The organism is Brevibacillus sp. HB1.4B, from assembly GCF_013284285.1.
In the GTDB taxonomy this organism is placed as follows: domain Bacteria; phylum Bacillota; class Bacilli; order Brevibacillales; family Brevibacillaceae; genus Brevibacillus; species Brevibacillus porteri.
Genome location: NZ_JABSUT010000003.1, coordinates 420,351 through 436,380 on the forward strand (window position 1 = coordinate 420,351; position 16,030 = coordinate 436,380).

The window sequence follows — 16,030 nt, forward strand, 5'->3', positions numbered from 1 at the left end:
GACTGTCGAAAAATCGACAGTCTAACAATCTCCATGCTTCAACCAATTAAAACCAAAAACGCCAATTGTCATTTTGTTTTGCTTCAAAATCTTTATACCACGATTGTCCGACTTGATTACCGAACTGGTCTAAAGCACGAACCATAATACTGTAATGATTTCCAACTCTTAAGCTACGAGCCGAAAATTCTGTAGATGTTTGTCGGCTTTTTTCCAAAACATAACCATCTGTAACGTTTGTAACAATAACTTCAAATCTTGTTGCAGTTGGTGGTTGATTCCAATATAAGTTTATGGTGACAAACTCAGCGAAAGGCTTTACCGCTTGTTTATCAGATGCTTTTTTCGTGCTGGCAACATTGGTAACTGGTGCAAGCTGCTGTCCCTCTTGCGCAAATACAGGTGTCGCTGAAGTCAATAATGCCAGTGTTGCGAAAGCAGTAATAAACTTCTTCATTCTAACCACTCCTTCTATTTTCTTGCGCCCGATACAAAACAGGTTTGTTTGGACAACCACAATATACACCTTTTTCCAATATGTGTAAATATATGGAAATTTTAATTTTTTGTTACAATTTCTTTTTGCGAAATAATGTTCAAATAATTTTTGAAAGTGTGTAGATTAGTCTAACTGCCTAAATTAGTAAAGGACATCAATGGGGTTGGCTTGCGGAGGAGACCTCTGCCCGAAGGTTGAGTATCTCAGGGGAATCATGGGTGAGATGTAACTTTATTCAAGAAGCGTTCGTCTATCAAATGTATTTGCAAACTCCCGTGAATCAAATTCCGATACGTTTGCCACCACACTGAGGAGGGAACAAAATCCATGAAAAAGGTTGTGTTCACCGCTGCAATCGCAGCCGTTCTGTCTGTCGGACAGATCGCCTATCCAATTCAAGAAGCAGGAGCGGCAACGGCGGCATCCTATCGCATTGCCTACAATTTGCCCACGGTTCATACGCTGGAAGAAAAAGAAGTTTTTCATTCTCTCCTAAAAGATGCGCTTAAGATCAAAAATCCGCATCCCGCAAACATCCTGGACAAAAACAGAAAAAGCCTCACGGAAATCGTCGGCGAACTTAACGGTACAGACACGCCGCGCGGTTTCATGATCGATGAATTCAGTGTCTCTAAAGATGGGTATTTGCTGGCCTTGTACAATGAGATCGGAATATTGGATCCCGTCTATCCCCAAGGTTACGATCCGGCCGCCATCAGCAAGCAAATAAAGCAGCAGCAAGCCTCTGGCCAATGGGAAGGCGAGCTACGGCAAAAGCGGGGAGAAATGGAACTAAAAGCGCGGATAAACGCACTTGTCCAGGCGGGGTACGTACTGCCTGAGGACCTGAATGACCAACGGCTTACGAAGCAATTTATTGCGGAGACGTTGTACCGCATGTACAAAAAAGTTAGGCCTTACAAGGGGAGTGTAGCTCCCAAGGACAGCCAAAGTGAAGCGGTCCGCTGGGCAGTAGAGGTGGGAGTGCCGGGATTCCAGGTCGATGCAAAAGGGTATGTGTATCCGCAATCGCAGCCGTACTACACAGAAATGCTCAACTTCATCCATCTGTTTTTGCCGAGCAAAAAAACTGCGACTGGATGGGAGTATTTTCAATACGAAGTCAATCAAGACTTGTTGCTAGAGACCGTGCACAACTATTCGGGCGAATTGTTGCTTGTAAACAACAAGCCAATGTCTTCCCTTCCCAACTATGTGATGCTGTCTGATCTTCCGGAGAAGAAGAAGGCCGAAACGCAGTTCAGCGCCTCTCTTGCACCTAAAGTAATTGAGATGGTGGAACAGGTCCGGCAAGAAGTCCAAAAACCGCGCGTGTGGGACTGGCGAACAGACGTAATCCGGCATCCCTCCTTTGTCAAACTTGTGAGCGAGTACCGGAAAACGAAGAGCCAAAAAGCGCTGAATCAGGTCTCTCAAACAGTCAAAGCCCGCTATAATTTATTCGATCGGCAGGACTCGCCGCAGGTTATGAAAAGCGTACTAGATCATATTCGGTGAGCGTCCGACGAGAACGGTTGGGGAGGGCCATTCCTAATTATCTATATACAATTATCGAACAAAAGCACCCGTGTGGTGCTTTTTTCATGGAGGTGGGTGAAATGTAGTGCGCCAGTCGGACGAGATTGTAAAAGTCTTTCGTCTAGTTCGAACCGCTGGAGAATCAAGCCACCTCTGTCGGGCATTTCTCAACGGCAGAGGACGACCAGCAGACAACCTAGATTATGAGGTCGATCCTTATATGCAAAAGCTCATTATGGCTTGCCAAGCAATTGAAGCAGAAGAAGAGGAGAAAGTTAGCACATAGCTTTCTCCTTCTCCCGAGCGATAGGGGGCTGGGGAGAGGAAGAAAGTCACATTTTGTCGTATGCACTCGAATTATATGGACTGACGCCTTTTGGTAGGAGAGGTAGAATGTAGACAGGAGGGAGTAGTATATATGAGACAGATTTTAATTTTATTAGTATTTCTGCTTTTAGCTGGCTGTTCTAATGTATCGGATAAAGAAAAGACCTTGGTTGAGGTATTTGGCGAATCTACTAGTGAAATAAAAGATAAGTTGACCAATACGTCTGACTGGTATCAAAGTTCGCAATCGTTCCCAAATCTTAAAGCTTCATCAAAATGGTTCGAACGTGACGAAGGTAACGGATTCAAGACATATTTTACTTTTTCTGAGGACAGTACTCATGCATTCGGATTAGTTGTAAACAAAAACGAGAACAAGTTAGTTCAGGTTCTGGTAATGTCGGTTTTGGATCCAAAGTTTAATGAGAACGCGAGTGAAAAGGCAGTTGCATCAGCCCAGATGATAACCACTGCGGCAGGCTGGACATTAGATGAATCCAATGAAAAAATCAAGCAAATAACAGAAACAAGCATAGAGAAAGATACAGATCAGGTTAGTCACAATGGATTTGTTTTGAAAAGAGAAAGTAGAAGAGTGGAACAAATGGTATTCTATTCGATAAGACTGGAGAACGAAGAGGTTCCTGTAGAGTTTATGAGAGTATTAACTAATACATAGCAAAAGCGAAAACCATCTTATTTAGGTGGTTTTTCTATTTGGAGGTGAGACAGTGGGTGCAGTTGTAGGGCTTACCGCGTATATCCAAGCGAAAAATCGTACATGGAAAAAGAGTAAAGGATTCGAGCTGACTCCTGTTTATTCATACTAAGCGTTCATGATTTTACAAAGTTTTATAATTTGCGTCGACGTTTTTGCAATATTTTCAAGTAATTACTATTATTATGATTAAGAGAACGATGATTTGAGGTGAGTGATATTATCAGAAAAATTCTTTTGGTCTTACTTCTGGTGCTGCTAGCTTTCAGTTTTTTTGATCTTGACGTTAGCATGGGAATAAGCAGAAAGATTGTTGTAGTCCTCACAGTTGTAGTGGCTTTTGGGATTATTTATCTGGATAATAAAGGTGGAGGCAAGTTTTAATATACTCCTTGAAATTGCAAAATCTGATTTGGAAGAAAACACCTTTGTTAAGAATGGTCAAGACCCCATTTCGTAGACAGTAAGAAAAACCCCGGCCGTTAGGACGCTAACTGAGGCCTAAATTCACTAGGCGTCAGCTTTTTTAATTTCAGTTGAAGACGTTCGTCGTTGTAAAAATGGATATATTCTTCAATTCTTCTTAGGGATTTAGAGCTTCGGTTTTCAAATGAGAAAAGAAGCTTTCCATCGAGGAGTTGTCTAGGCAATTACCTCGTCGTGACATGCTGATCTGGGCGCCAACAGTAGGCAGCATGTCGTGGTATGCATGGGACGTGTACTGGTGACCCTGATCGCTGTGAACGATCACACCAGTCACGTCTTTTTGTGTTCTAAATGCTTTCTTGAAAGTCTCAAGAACTAGCGCATTGTCGTTTCGAGAGCTGATATGATAGGCAACCATTTCGCGCGTACACAAATCTTTATTGGCTGAGAGATAGATGCGTTCCTTTCCTTTGCTTATAGATCGACCTGATCTTCTCTTTCAAAGACCCTTAAAGTTCATCGGTAAACCACAGGGGTTATTCCAATGTTTACTTTAAGGGGTGCACTTCATTTTGAGGAGACGGGTTTTTCATGTTTCTCCACTACTTTTGACAAGCCGTTCACGCATATCTTCTCGACAGGAGGGGATGAACGGTGAATGTAAAGATGATACCGGGCAGTTCTACTGACAGTATTCGTTCCGCCTGTTACCACTATTTATTAGGAAAATACAGGAGGGAGAAGCCGTATGATCGGAATATATGCCAGGGTGAGTACAGAGGAGCAGGCGAAAAGCGGGTTCAGCCTCGACGATCAGGTAAGGGAATGCAGGAAAAAGGCAGCGACGAGTGAAGCTGCCGAGTACATAGATGATGTATCAGGCGAGTTTCTAGATCGTCCGGCTCTCTCAAGGCTAAGGCAAGATGTGAAAGATGGAGTCATTACAAAAATTGTTTGTCTGGACCCTGACCGTTTATCGCGTAAGCTAATGAACCAGCTGCTTATTACAGATGAATTTGATAAGCGTGGTATAGAGCTTGTGTTCGTGAATGGCGAATATGCAAAAACGCCTGAAGGTCAACTCTTTTATAGCATGCGTGGAGCGATTGCTGAATTTGAGAAGGCAAAAATTAATGAACGGATGAGTCGTGGGAGAAGAGAAAAGGCAAGACAAGGCCGCGTTCTCCGTGACTTTCAAATATATGGATACAGTTATGATTCAGAGAAAGAACAGATCGTAATTAATGAAGTTGAGGCAGCAGTAGTGCGACTAGTATTCGATCTGTTTACTCAGCCCAACGAGCTAGTTCAAGGTATCAATGGGATAGCTGTTTATTTAACCAATAAAGGAGTCCCTACAAAGCGCGGTGCGAGCGTATGGCATCGTCAGGTGGTACGACAGATGCTGATGAATGAGGCGTACGTGGGGAGATTTTATCAAAATAAGTGGAATACAGAAGGGATGCTGGGTAATCAGTTTCGCCAGCCAGATGAGAAAGTCCGTATGAAAATGCGTCCAAAAGAAGAGTGGATATCCATGCCCTGCCCATCCATTATTGACGAAGTGAAATTTGAACATGCCCAGCGACTACTAAAGGAATCCAGAAGAAGATGGGCGGGACGGAGCTTCAACGAGTACCTCTTAAGCGGCCTAGTACGTTGTGGGTCCTGTGGAAATACGATGTCAGGAAGAAAAGCGAAAAACTGGAGCCAGCATGTTTTTGAGTATACTGATGTTAAGAATACAGCAGGTGCAAAAACTAAGGGGTGCGGTCGTCGTGTAAGATGTGAGCAATTGGACAATCAGGTTTGGGAAGCGGTTGCGTCCTGGTTGAATAATCCTGATGAGATTGCGGCGGTAGTGGAAGATAAAGTGGAAACTCCATTCGAGCAAGTGGAGTTGGAGCGATTGCAAAAGGAACTCGAAAAAACAAAAATAGGACGCAAGAGATTGCTTAAATTGTTTGCGTCTGGTGAAGGAGATATTGGTGAAGAAGATATTCGCCAGGAGTTGAAAGAACTGAAGGAGAAGGAAGATAAACTGAATCAGCGTCTAAACGAGCTGCTGGATCAAACAAAACAGCAGGTCGATTATGAGTCTAGTCGCAACTTGATTCAAGAAGCTGCTGAATATTATTTATTAAAAGCTCAGGATGAGCTCACCTTTGAGGATAAAAAAGAGCTGATCCGTCAAGTGGTTAGGGAAGTAAGAGTTTTCGAAGAGGGTGTGGAGATATTCACGTTCTAATGTTCTGAGTAAATAAAGTTGTGGAAGTTAGACCGGAAAATAAAGCGTTAGACAGAGCCGCCGATAGTTACAATTCTCCAATCAGAAATATTAGAAATATAGTCATAACCCTGTTGTACGAGGATAAAATCAGCTCAAATCAATTTCGCGCTTCCTGGTATGAGTGGAATAAGCAGACGGACATTAGCGTTCTTGGGGAGCAGACCTTACAAATAGACCTTGTTGAAGAGGGGGAGGTATCACCAATCGGATCGGAACAAATGAGTTTATTCTAAGTCAAAAGCCTGCCTCTTTATAAGGTGGGCTTTTTTGTTATTACCAATGTCATATTAATTTGTAAGCATTCTCCACAATAACTAACATGCGTTTGAACTTCCAAAATAAAGGGAAAAGATTTGTAGAATCATAACCATAGGGAGAGATATCATTGCGCTATTTTATCTGGCTATTCCGTATCGTCATGCTATTATTGGTTTTTAAAACAGGTTCAGACCTCAGTGGATTACAAAGTAGTTACCGCTTTAATGTAGAACTTGGGGCTAATACTTCTGCTGTTCAAGCGACCCAACTTTCAAATGAGTATTTGTTAAAAGCCGTTAGTCAGCTTGGTATATTGTTGTGTGCTTTTATGGGGTACATTGTATTTGAATTTATGGCTCGACCAATCAGGCATTCAGAAAAGAAGGTCGAAAAGAAAGTGGAAAAAGTAGCTCCTGCTGCTACACCTACACAAAAAAAGTAACGTAACAAAAAACCCACAAATTGTGGGCTTTTTTATTTATGTTAACAGACCATGGATCGTCTTGAGGCTTCCGTAAAACCTGGCCAAGCTGGCATAGGTTGTGTGGCGTTCTTTCTTTATTTTTTACCAGACTAGTTTTCCATAGATTTATGAAACTTTCTAACTATTTTGCGATTACAATCAAACCGTTTACAGCCTCCCTTCGTTTCCTTTGATAGTACCGTTAAAAAACATGTGTGAAATGGAGGAAGAATCATGAAGAAGACCGTGTTTCTAGCAGCTCTACTGCTCTTTGTCTTTACAGCTGCTGGAATGTCAGCCTATGCACAAATGGACGGTAAGCAGGCGTCCCAGGCAACATCAAATGCCAGCCAAAGTAATAAAGTCATCCGGGTGTACGGACCAGGTGGACCACTTGGACCGATCAAGGAAGCTGCTGAACAATTTTCAGCTGAAACAGGAATGAAGGTGGAAGTAACAGCCGGACCAGAGGGCAATTGGATCGGCCAAGCAAAGCAAGATGCAGATATTATTTTCGGCGGCTCCGTGTATATGTTGCAGGACTTCATCTTTAACCACCCCGAAATGATCGACACTAAATCACGTACGGAGCTTTACCCGCGTGCTGCAGGAATCTTGGTGAGGAAAGGAAATCCTAAGAAGATTGAAAGCCTGGAGGATTTAACGAAAAAGGGAGTAAAAATAATCGATGTGAATGGGGCTGGCCAGCTTGGCCTGTGGGAAGACTTGGCAGGCAGAAAAGGGCTGATCGAAGGCATTTCCCAAAATATTAACCTTTCTGTAAAGTCGAGTGCCGAAGCCATTGAACGATGGAAATCGAATGACAGCCTGGACGCCTGGATTACCTATGAATCGTGGCATTACCGGCTCCAGGATGTGACTGACCTGGTCAAACTGCCCGAAGAAGAAAAGCTCTATCGTGGAACGCCGATCGCCCTGACGAAAATCACTGATCAGAAAAAAGAGGCACAGCAATTTATTGATTATTTAAGAACGGAAAAATCTCACCAAATCTTTCAAAAATGGGGCTGGAAGTAAGGTCGAGTCATACATCTAAAAAACTGGGAGGAACATACATGAAAAAAGCAGTTTTTACCCTTGCGATACTTTCGATTATTTTTGTTTTGGCTGCCTGCGGAAAAAGCACGGAGGTAAAAACAGAGACGGTTCACCCCGATCAAGCCCAAACGGAATCAACTAAATCGGAACAAGCCCCGGTTGACAGCCTCCAGCTTTTGAAGAATGAGAAAGCTGGAGAGTACCTGGCGGACCCACAGGGAAGGGCCCTGTATTACTTTAAAAAGGACGAAGCAGGAAAAAGCAATTGTAGCGGAGACTGCCTGGCAAACTGGCCGGCATTTACCCAGGAGGATTTCGCCGTCCCGGAAGGTTTTGACAAAAAGGATTTCGATACGATCACAAGAGAAGACAACGGAAAGAAGCAGGTTACGTACAAAGGCTTTCCTCTCTATTATTTTGCAAAAGACCAGCAAAAAGGGGATGTAAACGGACAAGGAGTAAAAGATGTATGGTTTGTCATAAACAGCGAAACAGCATTTGAATAAGCTTGCCCAGGGAACGATTAGTCGCGGTCGTTCCCATCTTTACTTTTAAAATAGTGTTATGGCAATATATTTTTATCCAAAAGCAGGGAGTGCCCCATGAAAGAAAATTACGATGCGGAATTAATGCGATTGGTAAATGAAAAAAATGGTCACGCATTAGAGGAGCTCTATGATCGATATATAAAGCTTGTTTACGGCTTCGTTATGAAGTTTTGCAATGGGAATGAGGATAAGACGAAAGAGATTATTCAGTTGGTCTTTTTGAGGCTATGGACAACAAACTGCCATTACGATCCTGCTCAAGGCAGCTTTGTAAATTGGCTGCTCACGATTACTCGCAATATTTGCATTGACTACCTCCGAAAAGAGAAGAGGCATACGCAACACCATCAAGAGGAACATGAAGAGATCGCTGACCCTGCTAATGAAGTCGAGCAACGAGTAAATACGAATGATATTGCGATGGCGAAAAACAAATTGCCGACGGCGCAAAGAAAATTAATCGATTTGCTTTATTGGAAAGGGTATTCTCTTTCAGAGATCGCCAAGCTGGAACAAGAGCCGCTCGGCACGATTAAAAGCAGGCTTCACCAGGCTCTTAAAGGATTGAGGAAGCATCTGGAACTGGAGGATTTAAAATGAGAAGGGTTTGTGATCAGTTAATTCCATATATAGCAAATGAGCTCAAGGAGAGCGAACACATGGCCTTTGCTGAACATTTAAAGAATTGTACGGAGTGTAAGAAAGAATATCAGGAATTATCCCAGGCCTGGCATGCTTTGCCATTCGATTATACCGAAATCGAGGTGCCTGAATCGCTAAAAGGCGAGGTGCTGGGGTTTGTTTTTGAGCACAAAAGGAAAAGCGGTACGGAAACATTCATGGCTAAGATGAGCAAGCTCGCCATGAGGCTCAAAAGCCAGTTCACTCCAGTTTCAACCAGTATCGTGGCCGTCTTGTTACTCGCGTTTATTGGTCTTGGAATAGCGAATGTACAGGTAAAAAATCGTCATGTCGAAAATATACCCATTGAAATTTTAACGGCGATTCCCTTAAAAGCAGCCAATCAAAGCCACCCGGGAACAAACGGCATCGCCTATATTGTCCAGCAGGGATCAGAGAAAAATTTGGTGGTGCAGGTTCACGAATTGCCCGGCGTCGAAGGTTCACAGGTTTATCAGGTTTGGCTGCTGAAAAACAGCACGAGGGAAAATGGTGGCATATTCAAGCCGGACGAAAACGGATCCGGAATACTGACCTACCAGCTCGCCGAAGGGCAGACTTTTGATCAAATCGGCATCACTGTCGAACCGGACGCCAATAGCAGACAACCAAGGGGAAAAAAAATAGCCGGGTCATAGAAATATCTGGCTAACCTGTCGCAGAAGTTTTACGAGGCGGGCCGGGACTGACGAGTTGTAAGAGCATATTATTGTGTGGCAAGAGCAAGATCGATCCGTAATCCGCCATGATTCGTGAGTTGATCGAAAAGGAAACACCCTATAATTAACGGAAGTAGTAGGAACAACGAGGCAGTAATTATACGCGTGATCAAGCTAACGGGCTTAACGATTATAAAGCTGTCGCACCTGCTAAGCAATGCTTGTACAATTATCTAAAGAATCTAAATGCTACATAATACTTGGAGGTTATGAAAATGATGGAGCAATATGTATTCCGTTAAGTCCGTGGTCCCCCTTGCTATCTCTATTCTCACCTTATAAAAATAGAGGAGGACGAATATGGATATTTTCATTAGAGAACTGAGAGCTGGGGACGATGAGTGTGGTGCAAACATTGATGGGAGCTTTATCGTGGACTCTACCCTTGTCTTGCAACTAATGGGACAGCGAATCGGATATACGGTGATGGAGAGACCTCTTAGAAATAAAAGCTACGAAGATGAACAGCTTGAAGAAGATACAGTTGAGGATTATTCGAACTATATCGGCAATCCCCATCAAATCATTTATTTAGCGCTCGTAAACAATCAAGTTGTGGGTCAAATTGTTTTGAAAAGAAATTGGAACAAATTTGCCTATGTGGAAGATATCAAAGTTGATAAGCAATATAGAGGATACGGCGTCGGTAAAAAACTAATCGAACAGGCTAAATGCTGGACGAAGGAAGGCGGCATGACGGGAATCATGCTGGAGACACAAAGTAATAATGTCCGCGCATGTAAATTCTACGAAAGTTGTGGTTTTGTCATCGGAGGTTTCGATTCCTACCTCTACAGAGGTCTAGATAAAGATAGTGATGAGATAGCAATTTATTGGTATCTCATGCTTGATTAATAAGTGATTGATCTTCAGCATATGTCTTAAAAAGCCGAAATAAGGGAAGCTTCTTAAAGACATTCCCCAAGTTTGGGAATAAATTTTTCTTGAAACAACTCCCGGCATATCAAGGATTCCAGTCTATTGCTTTATTTTCAATGAACATCTAAATCTGTCGATGCTCCCCTTTTGACATTTAGATTGAAATCCTCATGCATCTGAGAAGCTTGAAAAAAACCAAAAAAGACGTATCCTTGCACGACCCAATCGGAACGGACAAAGAAGGCAATGAAATCACTTTGATCGACGTCCTTGGCACAGAAACCGACGAAGTGGTCGACGCTGTGCAGCTCAAGCTGGAGTCCAATAAAATTTACCAGCACATCCACATCCTCGATGAGCGCGAAAAAGAGGTGATCATCGGCAGGTTTGGGCTGGATCAGGACAAAGAAAAGACACAGCGCGAAATTGCGCGTGAGCTGGGCATTTCTCGTTCGTATGTATCCCGTATCGAAAAGCGAGCGTTAATGAAGTTGTTTAATGAGTTTTATCGGACGAAACAGCCGCAGAATCGGTAGTTTTTTCGCAGCGGAGGACGCTATTTTGATGGAGGCATTTCGTAGTTCGTTCTCTGCAAAGAAATGACATTTCATTCCAGTAACATACAGACAAGTGAAAGGGATGAAGCCACTCGGATGCCGGGTGGCTTTTCTATTTGCTTGCTGTATCGTTTCGGCGAGTATACGGCAGCAGATGTCACCCGTTTTGTAGAGCTAGGAAAATTAACACCCGAACAATAATGAAGGGATTACCGGTGAAAAATATGATGCATCGGTAGTAGAACAGCAGGAAACGGTGCAATAAGCGTCTTGTAGTGACTTTGGCAGTGGGCGGTGGGGTATGTAATTTGTCTGCCGCTATCTTGTTCCTGTGCAGTATGAATGGAAACGTCTCACACGAGCAGAAGCGGAGGCGATCACGGTAGCTGGGATGCAAATGGTCTCCGTCTTTCAGCGGGGAACAAACGATGCTGCTGGTGGAGCAATCAATGGCAAAAGGGACGGAAAAGCAGCAGCTTTCCAAATCCTTTAGTTACTTTTAAGGAAATGGCGCTCCAATAAACACATGATTCAGTTGCTTAACATCCGTAATGGTCACTGGAAAAATAAGCGGAGTGAAAGCGACTAAAAGGAAACTTGTAATGAACGTGTATAAGACAAACTTTTTACTCATTTTTATCTTCCTCATAATGTCGAATACCAGTATCTTACAATGGGGTCATTGTGAACTTACGGTTTTTCTTCCGTTCAAATGTTCCTAAAGAAGCCATGACAACGGCAAGGCATAGCATCGTTACTATTCGTAAGAAAGTCACATGTGTAAAAACGTTCACTACTGCCATGGAAAGGGCAACTACTGAAAAGATATTGAACCAAAGAGGTCTATTTTTCATGAACGATCACCAGTATTTTCCTTTTCGCAACAATTTTAACAGATGATTTGATTGTATGCACTACAGCGAATGCCATCAGTCTGTTGTTTGATAGTCAATGTTTACTAAACACAAGATTTTTAAATTGGTGCCAGGAATTGTAACAAGAAAAACTCCCTAATAATCAGGGAGTGGTGATAACGCAACCAATGTGTTTAGCATGATGTTTCTTGGAGAAGGTCACATTACATAACGGGTTCTGGGCACCACCAACCGCACCCATGACGCATGCAAATCCAGATACAACCTCCAGCTTGAGCTGGATAATAAGATGAATGTTGTACCAATTGACCTTTTACTTTCTTGTATTTCTTAGAATTAGATTTCTTCTTTTTCATGGGATATTTCCTCCTTTATAATGATCTAAAATAAGGTATTAACATAATTTTCCTTTTGACTGTACGAGTGTTCTCAAGTGACGGAAATGGACGCAAAAAAAGGTATTAGGAAGGTCGCCACAGATAATATCGACAGTATAGATATCAACACGATGAGGCACCATCCTGTTTTATAGGAGGTGCCTCGTTGTATTATTTGGTATATTCCATGACCTCAAAGGATTGGATCTTACTGAATGCTACATAATCTTTTCTAGCGGTAAATAGCCCCTTGTTAAAGTCCTTATCGAACATATAAGTTTCTTTTCCACGTCCGTCTGCACGGCCATTATACCAGTCGATAAAGTCTTGAACTTCGGATGTAGTTAATTCAAACTCTTTCTCGAGTCCACTGATCATCTTGATAACAAGAAGTGCGTTATCACCGGATGGCTGAGGATCGGGATTAGGATCGGGATTAGGGTCTGGATTAGGATCCGGATCTGGATCTGGCATCTCAGCATTTCCTTGCATGAATTCAACTTCACTAATTACGGTATGAGTATTGCCATGCCCATTATTGGCAGTAATATTGAAGCGATACGCTTTATAGGGCTTGGAGTTATCAAATGTAAATTCTCTTTTCTCACCAAGCTTCCATCCGGTTATATTCGTTTTTATGTCAAGGGTAATCCAGTTCGTACCATTCCATCCTTCAAACGTCCAAGTGGTAGGAGCTTCTAAATGTCTATATGTCATGTCAGAGGCTAATTTTATCGTATACTTTCCAACTACTGTTTCAGTTGGAAACTCATACCCCAAATAATAGGGGAAATGACTAATATTGGCCGGATGCCAAGAGGTTTTTTCATCATCGTCGAAGGCTTTATATGCATCATTTTCTGCATTCCAAATGTTATTCGCACTTGCGATGCCTGTAGGTGATGTGTTACTCGTCATCGTTGGAATTAAATCAACTGAGTTTTGATCTTCTGCATGCCCAATGCTTTGACCAGAAAATAGAATAGAGAACATGAGTGCCAAACTAAAAATTTGCTTACGATACCTTTTTGTTAAAAACATCAAAAACCTCCCTGAATTGTTAAAAATGGATAATTTGTCTATTTCCAATAAAAATATAGTATAGTTCTTTCGTTTAAGCAAAACATAAAAAGGAATAAATTACAAATAAAAGGATAAATTTGTAATTTTATTTAGGTCGTTCAAGAAATACAAAACCCGTCCCTGTTTTTATAGGAGACGGGTTATTCTTATTTCTGATAGCTATTTTGTGTGTGTAAGGGATACCTCAAAGGCATCTAAAATCTCTAGAAAATGCGAGGCTTCTCTAAACACATGGTCAGCGAGCAATGGGGGGATTATGCTCTTAATTTTGCATTCCTCAATCAGATCACGAGCTGTTTTTTTGAAGTCACGCAATTGACGGACGGATACGCGATTTTGATCGACAAATTGATTCAGTAGCGGTTTCGTTTGAGACTGGGGGCGCATGGAATCTAGATCCTGAGCTTGGAACAATAATTGATCAAAATCATGACTAAACTCTCTAGCCTGATCCACTAGCTTTCTTTCGGAAGGATCGAGCAAATGGTTAATAAATTTCGCATGGTCAGCCATGATTCGTAGGAAGAAGACATTTTCATTAATCACCGCATCTGGTAAGGGATCAAGGTTTCCCGTATTCAGTTGTTCTAATCGATTCCGAAAATAGGCAGCCTCTCTACTTGTGTGATCGACCAACAGCGGAAAGTTGTTACCACCGATTTTGCAACGAATAATGAGTCCGAGTACTTTGCGTTTAAAGGCCCAAATATACGAAACGGCATTGTGAACCATTTGATTAAAGTCATAGATTCGTTGGGGGTCTACGTCAGAAGAAAAGGCCAGGGCTTGGCTTTCAATTTCTTCAAAAATGCTGTAAAAGCGATTCGCTTCTTCAATCAATTTTGTGTCTTCGCAGTTAAAGCCTAATTTGAGAAACAGGGAGTGTTCTTTCATGATGCGAGACCAAAAACGTATTTCCTCTAACGAGCGTTCAACAAAAACATTTGTCATATAGTACCTCCGCATAAGGATGTGGGCGGATCATAGCCCATTTTCCACTTTTGATCACACATGATGTATGTCTATGCGTTTACCCAGTTTCGTGAATGGGCATGAGCACAGAATCCACATCCGAACCAAGCCCATTTCTCCATACGATTGTTTCGGGCGTTTTCTCGCTTGTCCCATAAAAAAAACTCCCAATAACGGGAGTTTTCCAAGTTAATAACGACGCATCGAATGCATTTGCGTTCTGTGGTGATGGGCCCGCATGCGATGGAAGTGTTCTCTTTCTCTAAAGGTATGATGACGCATGCGATCATGGCGATGTTCAAAAGCTAAAGAGCGATAACGTTCTGCTTGCCTCATGTGGTGATGCATTCGCTGTCTATGATGCTCAATCGGATCCATGACACTTCCCCCTTAACGGTTGGTACTTTATAGGATATGAGGACAGCTTCCTGCTTGCTTATGCATGAGTGGATATCGCAAAGAAGGAATGAAAAAGAGGCGTAAAGCCTTTAGCTTTCGCCCTGTTCTGAAAAAGGTTAATCCTCTACTCGATGTATACGGCTCTTTCAATCGCCTGCTCTTCATTCGGAGTGAGTGATTGAAAAATAAAGCGGGCATAATCGCCCAGAAGTGTGTGACGGATTGACCTTGACTCGCAAATAAACATTAATGGTAAAATACTTGTAGGAGGAGCAGCAGTAAGGGGGGAGAATATGAAGCGACCAATCATAGATATACCAAAGACAGGCAGCGAATGGTTATGGGATGTAGTTGGTTGTTTATTTTTCGTGGGATCACTTCTCTTTTTAGTCTTTGTCTGGAATCAGCTTCCTGACGAGGTGCCTGCCCATTACAATGCTTTGGGGGAAGTAGATCGCTGGGGCTCAAAATGGGAACTGCTTCTTTTACCTGGGATTGGCGTCTTTATCATTTTCCTCATGCAGGTACTCGAAAAACATCCGGAGCTCCATAACTATCCGGCACGCTTCACTGAATCGAATGCCGATCAGTTTTATTTGCACAGTCGAAAAATCGTGAACCAAATAAAAAATAGCTGCTTAATTATTTTTTCCGTAATCTTGTTGGAGTCGGTTTCCATTGCTCTAGGATGGGGAGACGGCTTTGGGAAGTGGTTTCTGCCGATCACCATCATTGGGATGATCGTTCTGCTTGTGATAGGAATCGTGAAACAAAAGAAGATTCAATGAGAAGAATGAGCGAGAGGTCCTTCTAACGGGAAGGTCCTCTCCTTTGTTTTTTGCAACGAAAATCATGAGGACATATGTCCTTCCCTATCCACCTTGCGATCCTTTTTAATTAGGAACAGATCAGTGTGAGGTGAGAGGATGAAAGGAATTATTTTTGCTTTTTTGGGCGGTGTTTTCATTACCTTGCAAGGTGTAGCGAATTCAAGAATCAGTCAAGATATTGGTACTTGGCAAACCGCGACACTTACGCAGTTAACGGGCTTCCTCACGGCTTTTTTACTCCTGTTGATTTTTCGAGATGGAAAATGGCAGGCATACAGGCGAGTGAAACCGTTATATTTGACAGGTGGGGCATTCGCCGCGTTTATCATTTTTAGCAATGTTACAGCTATCCACCATATCGGGGTAACCATGACGATTTCAGCCCTCTTGATTGCGCAGCTTAGCCTGACTTTTCTCATTGACAGTAATGGGTGGTTCGGTGTTGATAAACAAAAGATGAGGCTACCGCATTTTATCGGGATCGGGATGATGATTCTGGGGGTACTGATACTGAGGGCCTGATGACGAGAG

Annotated in this window: 20 protein-coding genes and 2 pseudogenes; 15 read left to right on the forward strand and 7 right to left on the reverse strand. The window is 42.5% G+C overall.

From position 1 onward, the window contains the following. Positions 1-46: 46 nt before the first annotated feature. Complete coding sequence (locus tag HP398_RS09895) at positions 47-457, reverse strand: hypothetical protein (RefSeq protein ID WP_173622475.1); 411 nt, start codon at positions 455-457, stop codon at positions 47-49. A 369-nt stretch (positions 458-826) separates the two neighbouring features. Here HP398_RS09895 and HP398_RS09900 point away from each other — a divergent pair, with 369 nt between their 5' ends. The 3 genes from HP398_RS09900 (at position 827) to HP398_RS09910 (ending at position 3,044) form a co-directional block, all read left to right on the forward strand. Beyond that, positions 827-2,017: a hypothetical protein gene (locus HP398_RS09900; RefSeq protein ID WP_173622476.1), complete on the forward strand. Its 1,191-nt coding sequence runs from the start codon at positions 827-829 to the stop codon at positions 2,015-2,017. Between the two features lie 106 nt (positions 2,018-2,123). Then, positions 2,124-2,324: a hypothetical protein gene (locus HP398_RS09905; RefSeq protein WP_173622477.1), complete on the forward strand. Its 201-nt coding sequence runs from the start codon at positions 2,124-2,126 to the stop codon at positions 2,322-2,324. A 132-nt stretch (positions 2,325-2,456) separates the two neighbouring features. Beyond that, positions 2,457-3,044: a hypothetical protein gene (locus HP398_RS09910; protein WP_173622478.1), complete on the forward strand. Its 588-nt coding sequence runs from the start codon at positions 2,457-2,459 to the stop codon at positions 3,042-3,044. A 521-nt stretch (positions 3,045-3,565) separates the two neighbouring features. Here the strand turns inward: HP398_RS09910 and HP398_RS31365 are convergent. After that, the gene (locus HP398_RS31365) at positions 3,566-3,733 is read right to left on the reverse strand and encodes an IS3 family transposase (protein ID WP_173622479.1); all 168 of its coding nucleotides are present in this window, start codon (positions 3,731-3,733) and stop codon (positions 3,566-3,568) included. After that, positions 3,667-3,927 (reverse strand): DDE-type integrase/transposase/recombinase, encoded by a 261-nt coding sequence (locus tag HP398_RS31370; RefSeq protein ID WP_371736731.1) that lies wholly within the window; start codon positions 3,925-3,927, stop codon positions 3,667-3,669. Before HP398_RS31370 ends, HP398_RS31365 begins: the two co-directional genes overlap by 67 nt. Before the next feature lie 330 nt (positions 3,928-4,257). Between HP398_RS31370 and HP398_RS09925 the strand changes: the two genes are divergently transcribed. From HP398_RS09925 to HP398_RS30905, 10 genes and pseudogenes are all read left to right on the forward strand, one after another. Beyond that, positions 4,258-5,757 carry a recombinase family protein gene (locus tag HP398_RS09925; protein WP_173622480.1) on the forward strand — a complete coding sequence of 500 codons (1,500 nt, stop codon included), beginning with the start codon at positions 4,258-4,260 and terminating at the stop codon, positions 5,755-5,757. 427 nt (positions 5,758-6,184) lie between these two features. Further along, positions 6,185-6,499: a hypothetical protein gene (locus tag HP398_RS09930; protein ID WP_017247623.1), complete on the forward strand. Its 315-nt coding sequence runs from the start codon at positions 6,185-6,187 to the stop codon at positions 6,497-6,499. Positions 6,500-6,754: 255 nt separating this feature from the next. After that, the gene (locus HP398_RS09935) at positions 6,755-7,558 is read left to right on the forward strand and encodes an extracellular solute-binding protein (RefSeq protein ID WP_173622481.1); all 804 of its coding nucleotides are present in this window, start codon (positions 6,755-6,757) and stop codon (positions 7,556-7,558) included. 38 nt (positions 7,559-7,596) lie between these two features. Continuing rightward, positions 7,597-8,085, forward strand: coding sequence for a hypothetical protein (locus tag HP398_RS09940; protein WP_173622482.1), 489 nt, complete (start codon positions 7,597-7,599; stop codon positions 8,083-8,085). Between the two features lie 96 nt (positions 8,086-8,181). Beyond that, entirely contained in the window at positions 8,182-8,727 is a 546-nt protein-coding gene (locus HP398_RS09945) for an RNA polymerase sigma factor (RefSeq protein ID WP_069850421.1), read from the forward strand. Between the two features lie 59 nt (positions 8,728-8,786). Continuing rightward, positions 8,787-9,446: an anti-sigma factor gene (locus tag HP398_RS09950; protein ID WP_254476002.1), complete on the forward strand. Its 660-nt coding sequence runs from the start codon at positions 8,787-8,789 to the stop codon at positions 9,444-9,446. A 381-nt stretch (positions 9,447-9,827) separates the two neighbouring features. Next, the gene (locus tag HP398_RS09955; RefSeq protein ID WP_173622484.1) at positions 9,828-10,382 is read left to right on the forward strand and encodes a GNAT family N-acetyltransferase; all 555 of its coding nucleotides are present in this window, start codon (positions 9,828-9,830) and stop codon (positions 10,380-10,382) included. 185 nt (positions 10,383-10,567) lie between these two features. After that, positions 10,568-10,942 (forward strand): annotated as a pseudogene (locus HP398_RS09960) (sigma-70 family RNA polymerase sigma factor); the annotation flags it as partial. 63 nt (positions 10,943-11,005) lie between these two features. Then, positions 11,006-11,164: a hypothetical protein gene (locus HP398_RS30690; RefSeq protein WP_217368612.1), complete on the forward strand. Its 159-nt coding sequence runs from the start codon at positions 11,006-11,008 to the stop codon at positions 11,162-11,164. Positions 11,165-11,282: 118 nt separating this feature from the next. Further along, a pseudogene (locus HP398_RS30905) lies at positions 11,283-11,456 on the forward strand (glycoside hydrolase domain-containing protein); the annotation flags it as partial. A gap of 585 nt (positions 11,457-12,041) precedes the next feature. Here the strand turns inward: HP398_RS30905 and HP398_RS09970 are convergent. The 4 genes from HP398_RS09970 to HP398_RS09985 all read right to left on the reverse strand — a co-directional run bounded on the left by HP398_RS09970 (position 12,042) and on the right by HP398_RS09985 (position 14,648). After that, on the reverse strand, positions 12,042-12,194 hold the full coding sequence (locus HP398_RS09970; RefSeq protein ID WP_170831622.1) for a hypothetical protein: 153 nt from the start codon (positions 12,192-12,194) through the stop codon (positions 12,042-12,044). Positions 12,195-12,386: 192 nt separating this feature from the next. Continuing rightward, positions 12,387-13,256: a discoidin domain-containing protein gene (locus tag HP398_RS09975; protein ID WP_173622485.1), complete on the reverse strand. Its 870-nt coding sequence runs from the start codon at positions 13,254-13,256 to the stop codon at positions 12,387-12,389. Between the two features lie 201 nt (positions 13,257-13,457). Further along, the gene (locus HP398_RS09980) at positions 13,458-14,249 is read right to left on the reverse strand and encodes a DUF2935 domain-containing protein (protein WP_026042976.1); all 792 of its coding nucleotides are present in this window, start codon (positions 14,247-14,249) and stop codon (positions 13,458-13,460) included. Between the two features lie 210 nt (positions 14,250-14,459). After that, a complete protein-coding gene (locus tag HP398_RS09985; RefSeq protein WP_017247634.1) occupies positions 14,460-14,648 on the reverse strand; it encodes a hypothetical protein in 189 nt (62 codons plus the stop codon). Between the two features lie 314 nt (positions 14,649-14,962). Here HP398_RS09985 and HP398_RS09990 point away from each other — a divergent pair, with 314 nt between their 5' ends. Beyond that, complete coding sequence (locus HP398_RS09990) at positions 14,963-15,457, forward strand: DUF1648 domain-containing protein (RefSeq protein WP_173622486.1); 495 nt, start codon at positions 14,963-14,965, stop codon at positions 15,455-15,457. Between the two features lie 138 nt (positions 15,458-15,595). Next, entirely contained in the window at positions 15,596-16,021 is a 426-nt protein-coding gene (locus HP398_RS09995) for a DMT family transporter (protein ID WP_017247636.1), read from the forward strand. Positions 16,022-16,030: the final 9 nt, after the last annotated feature.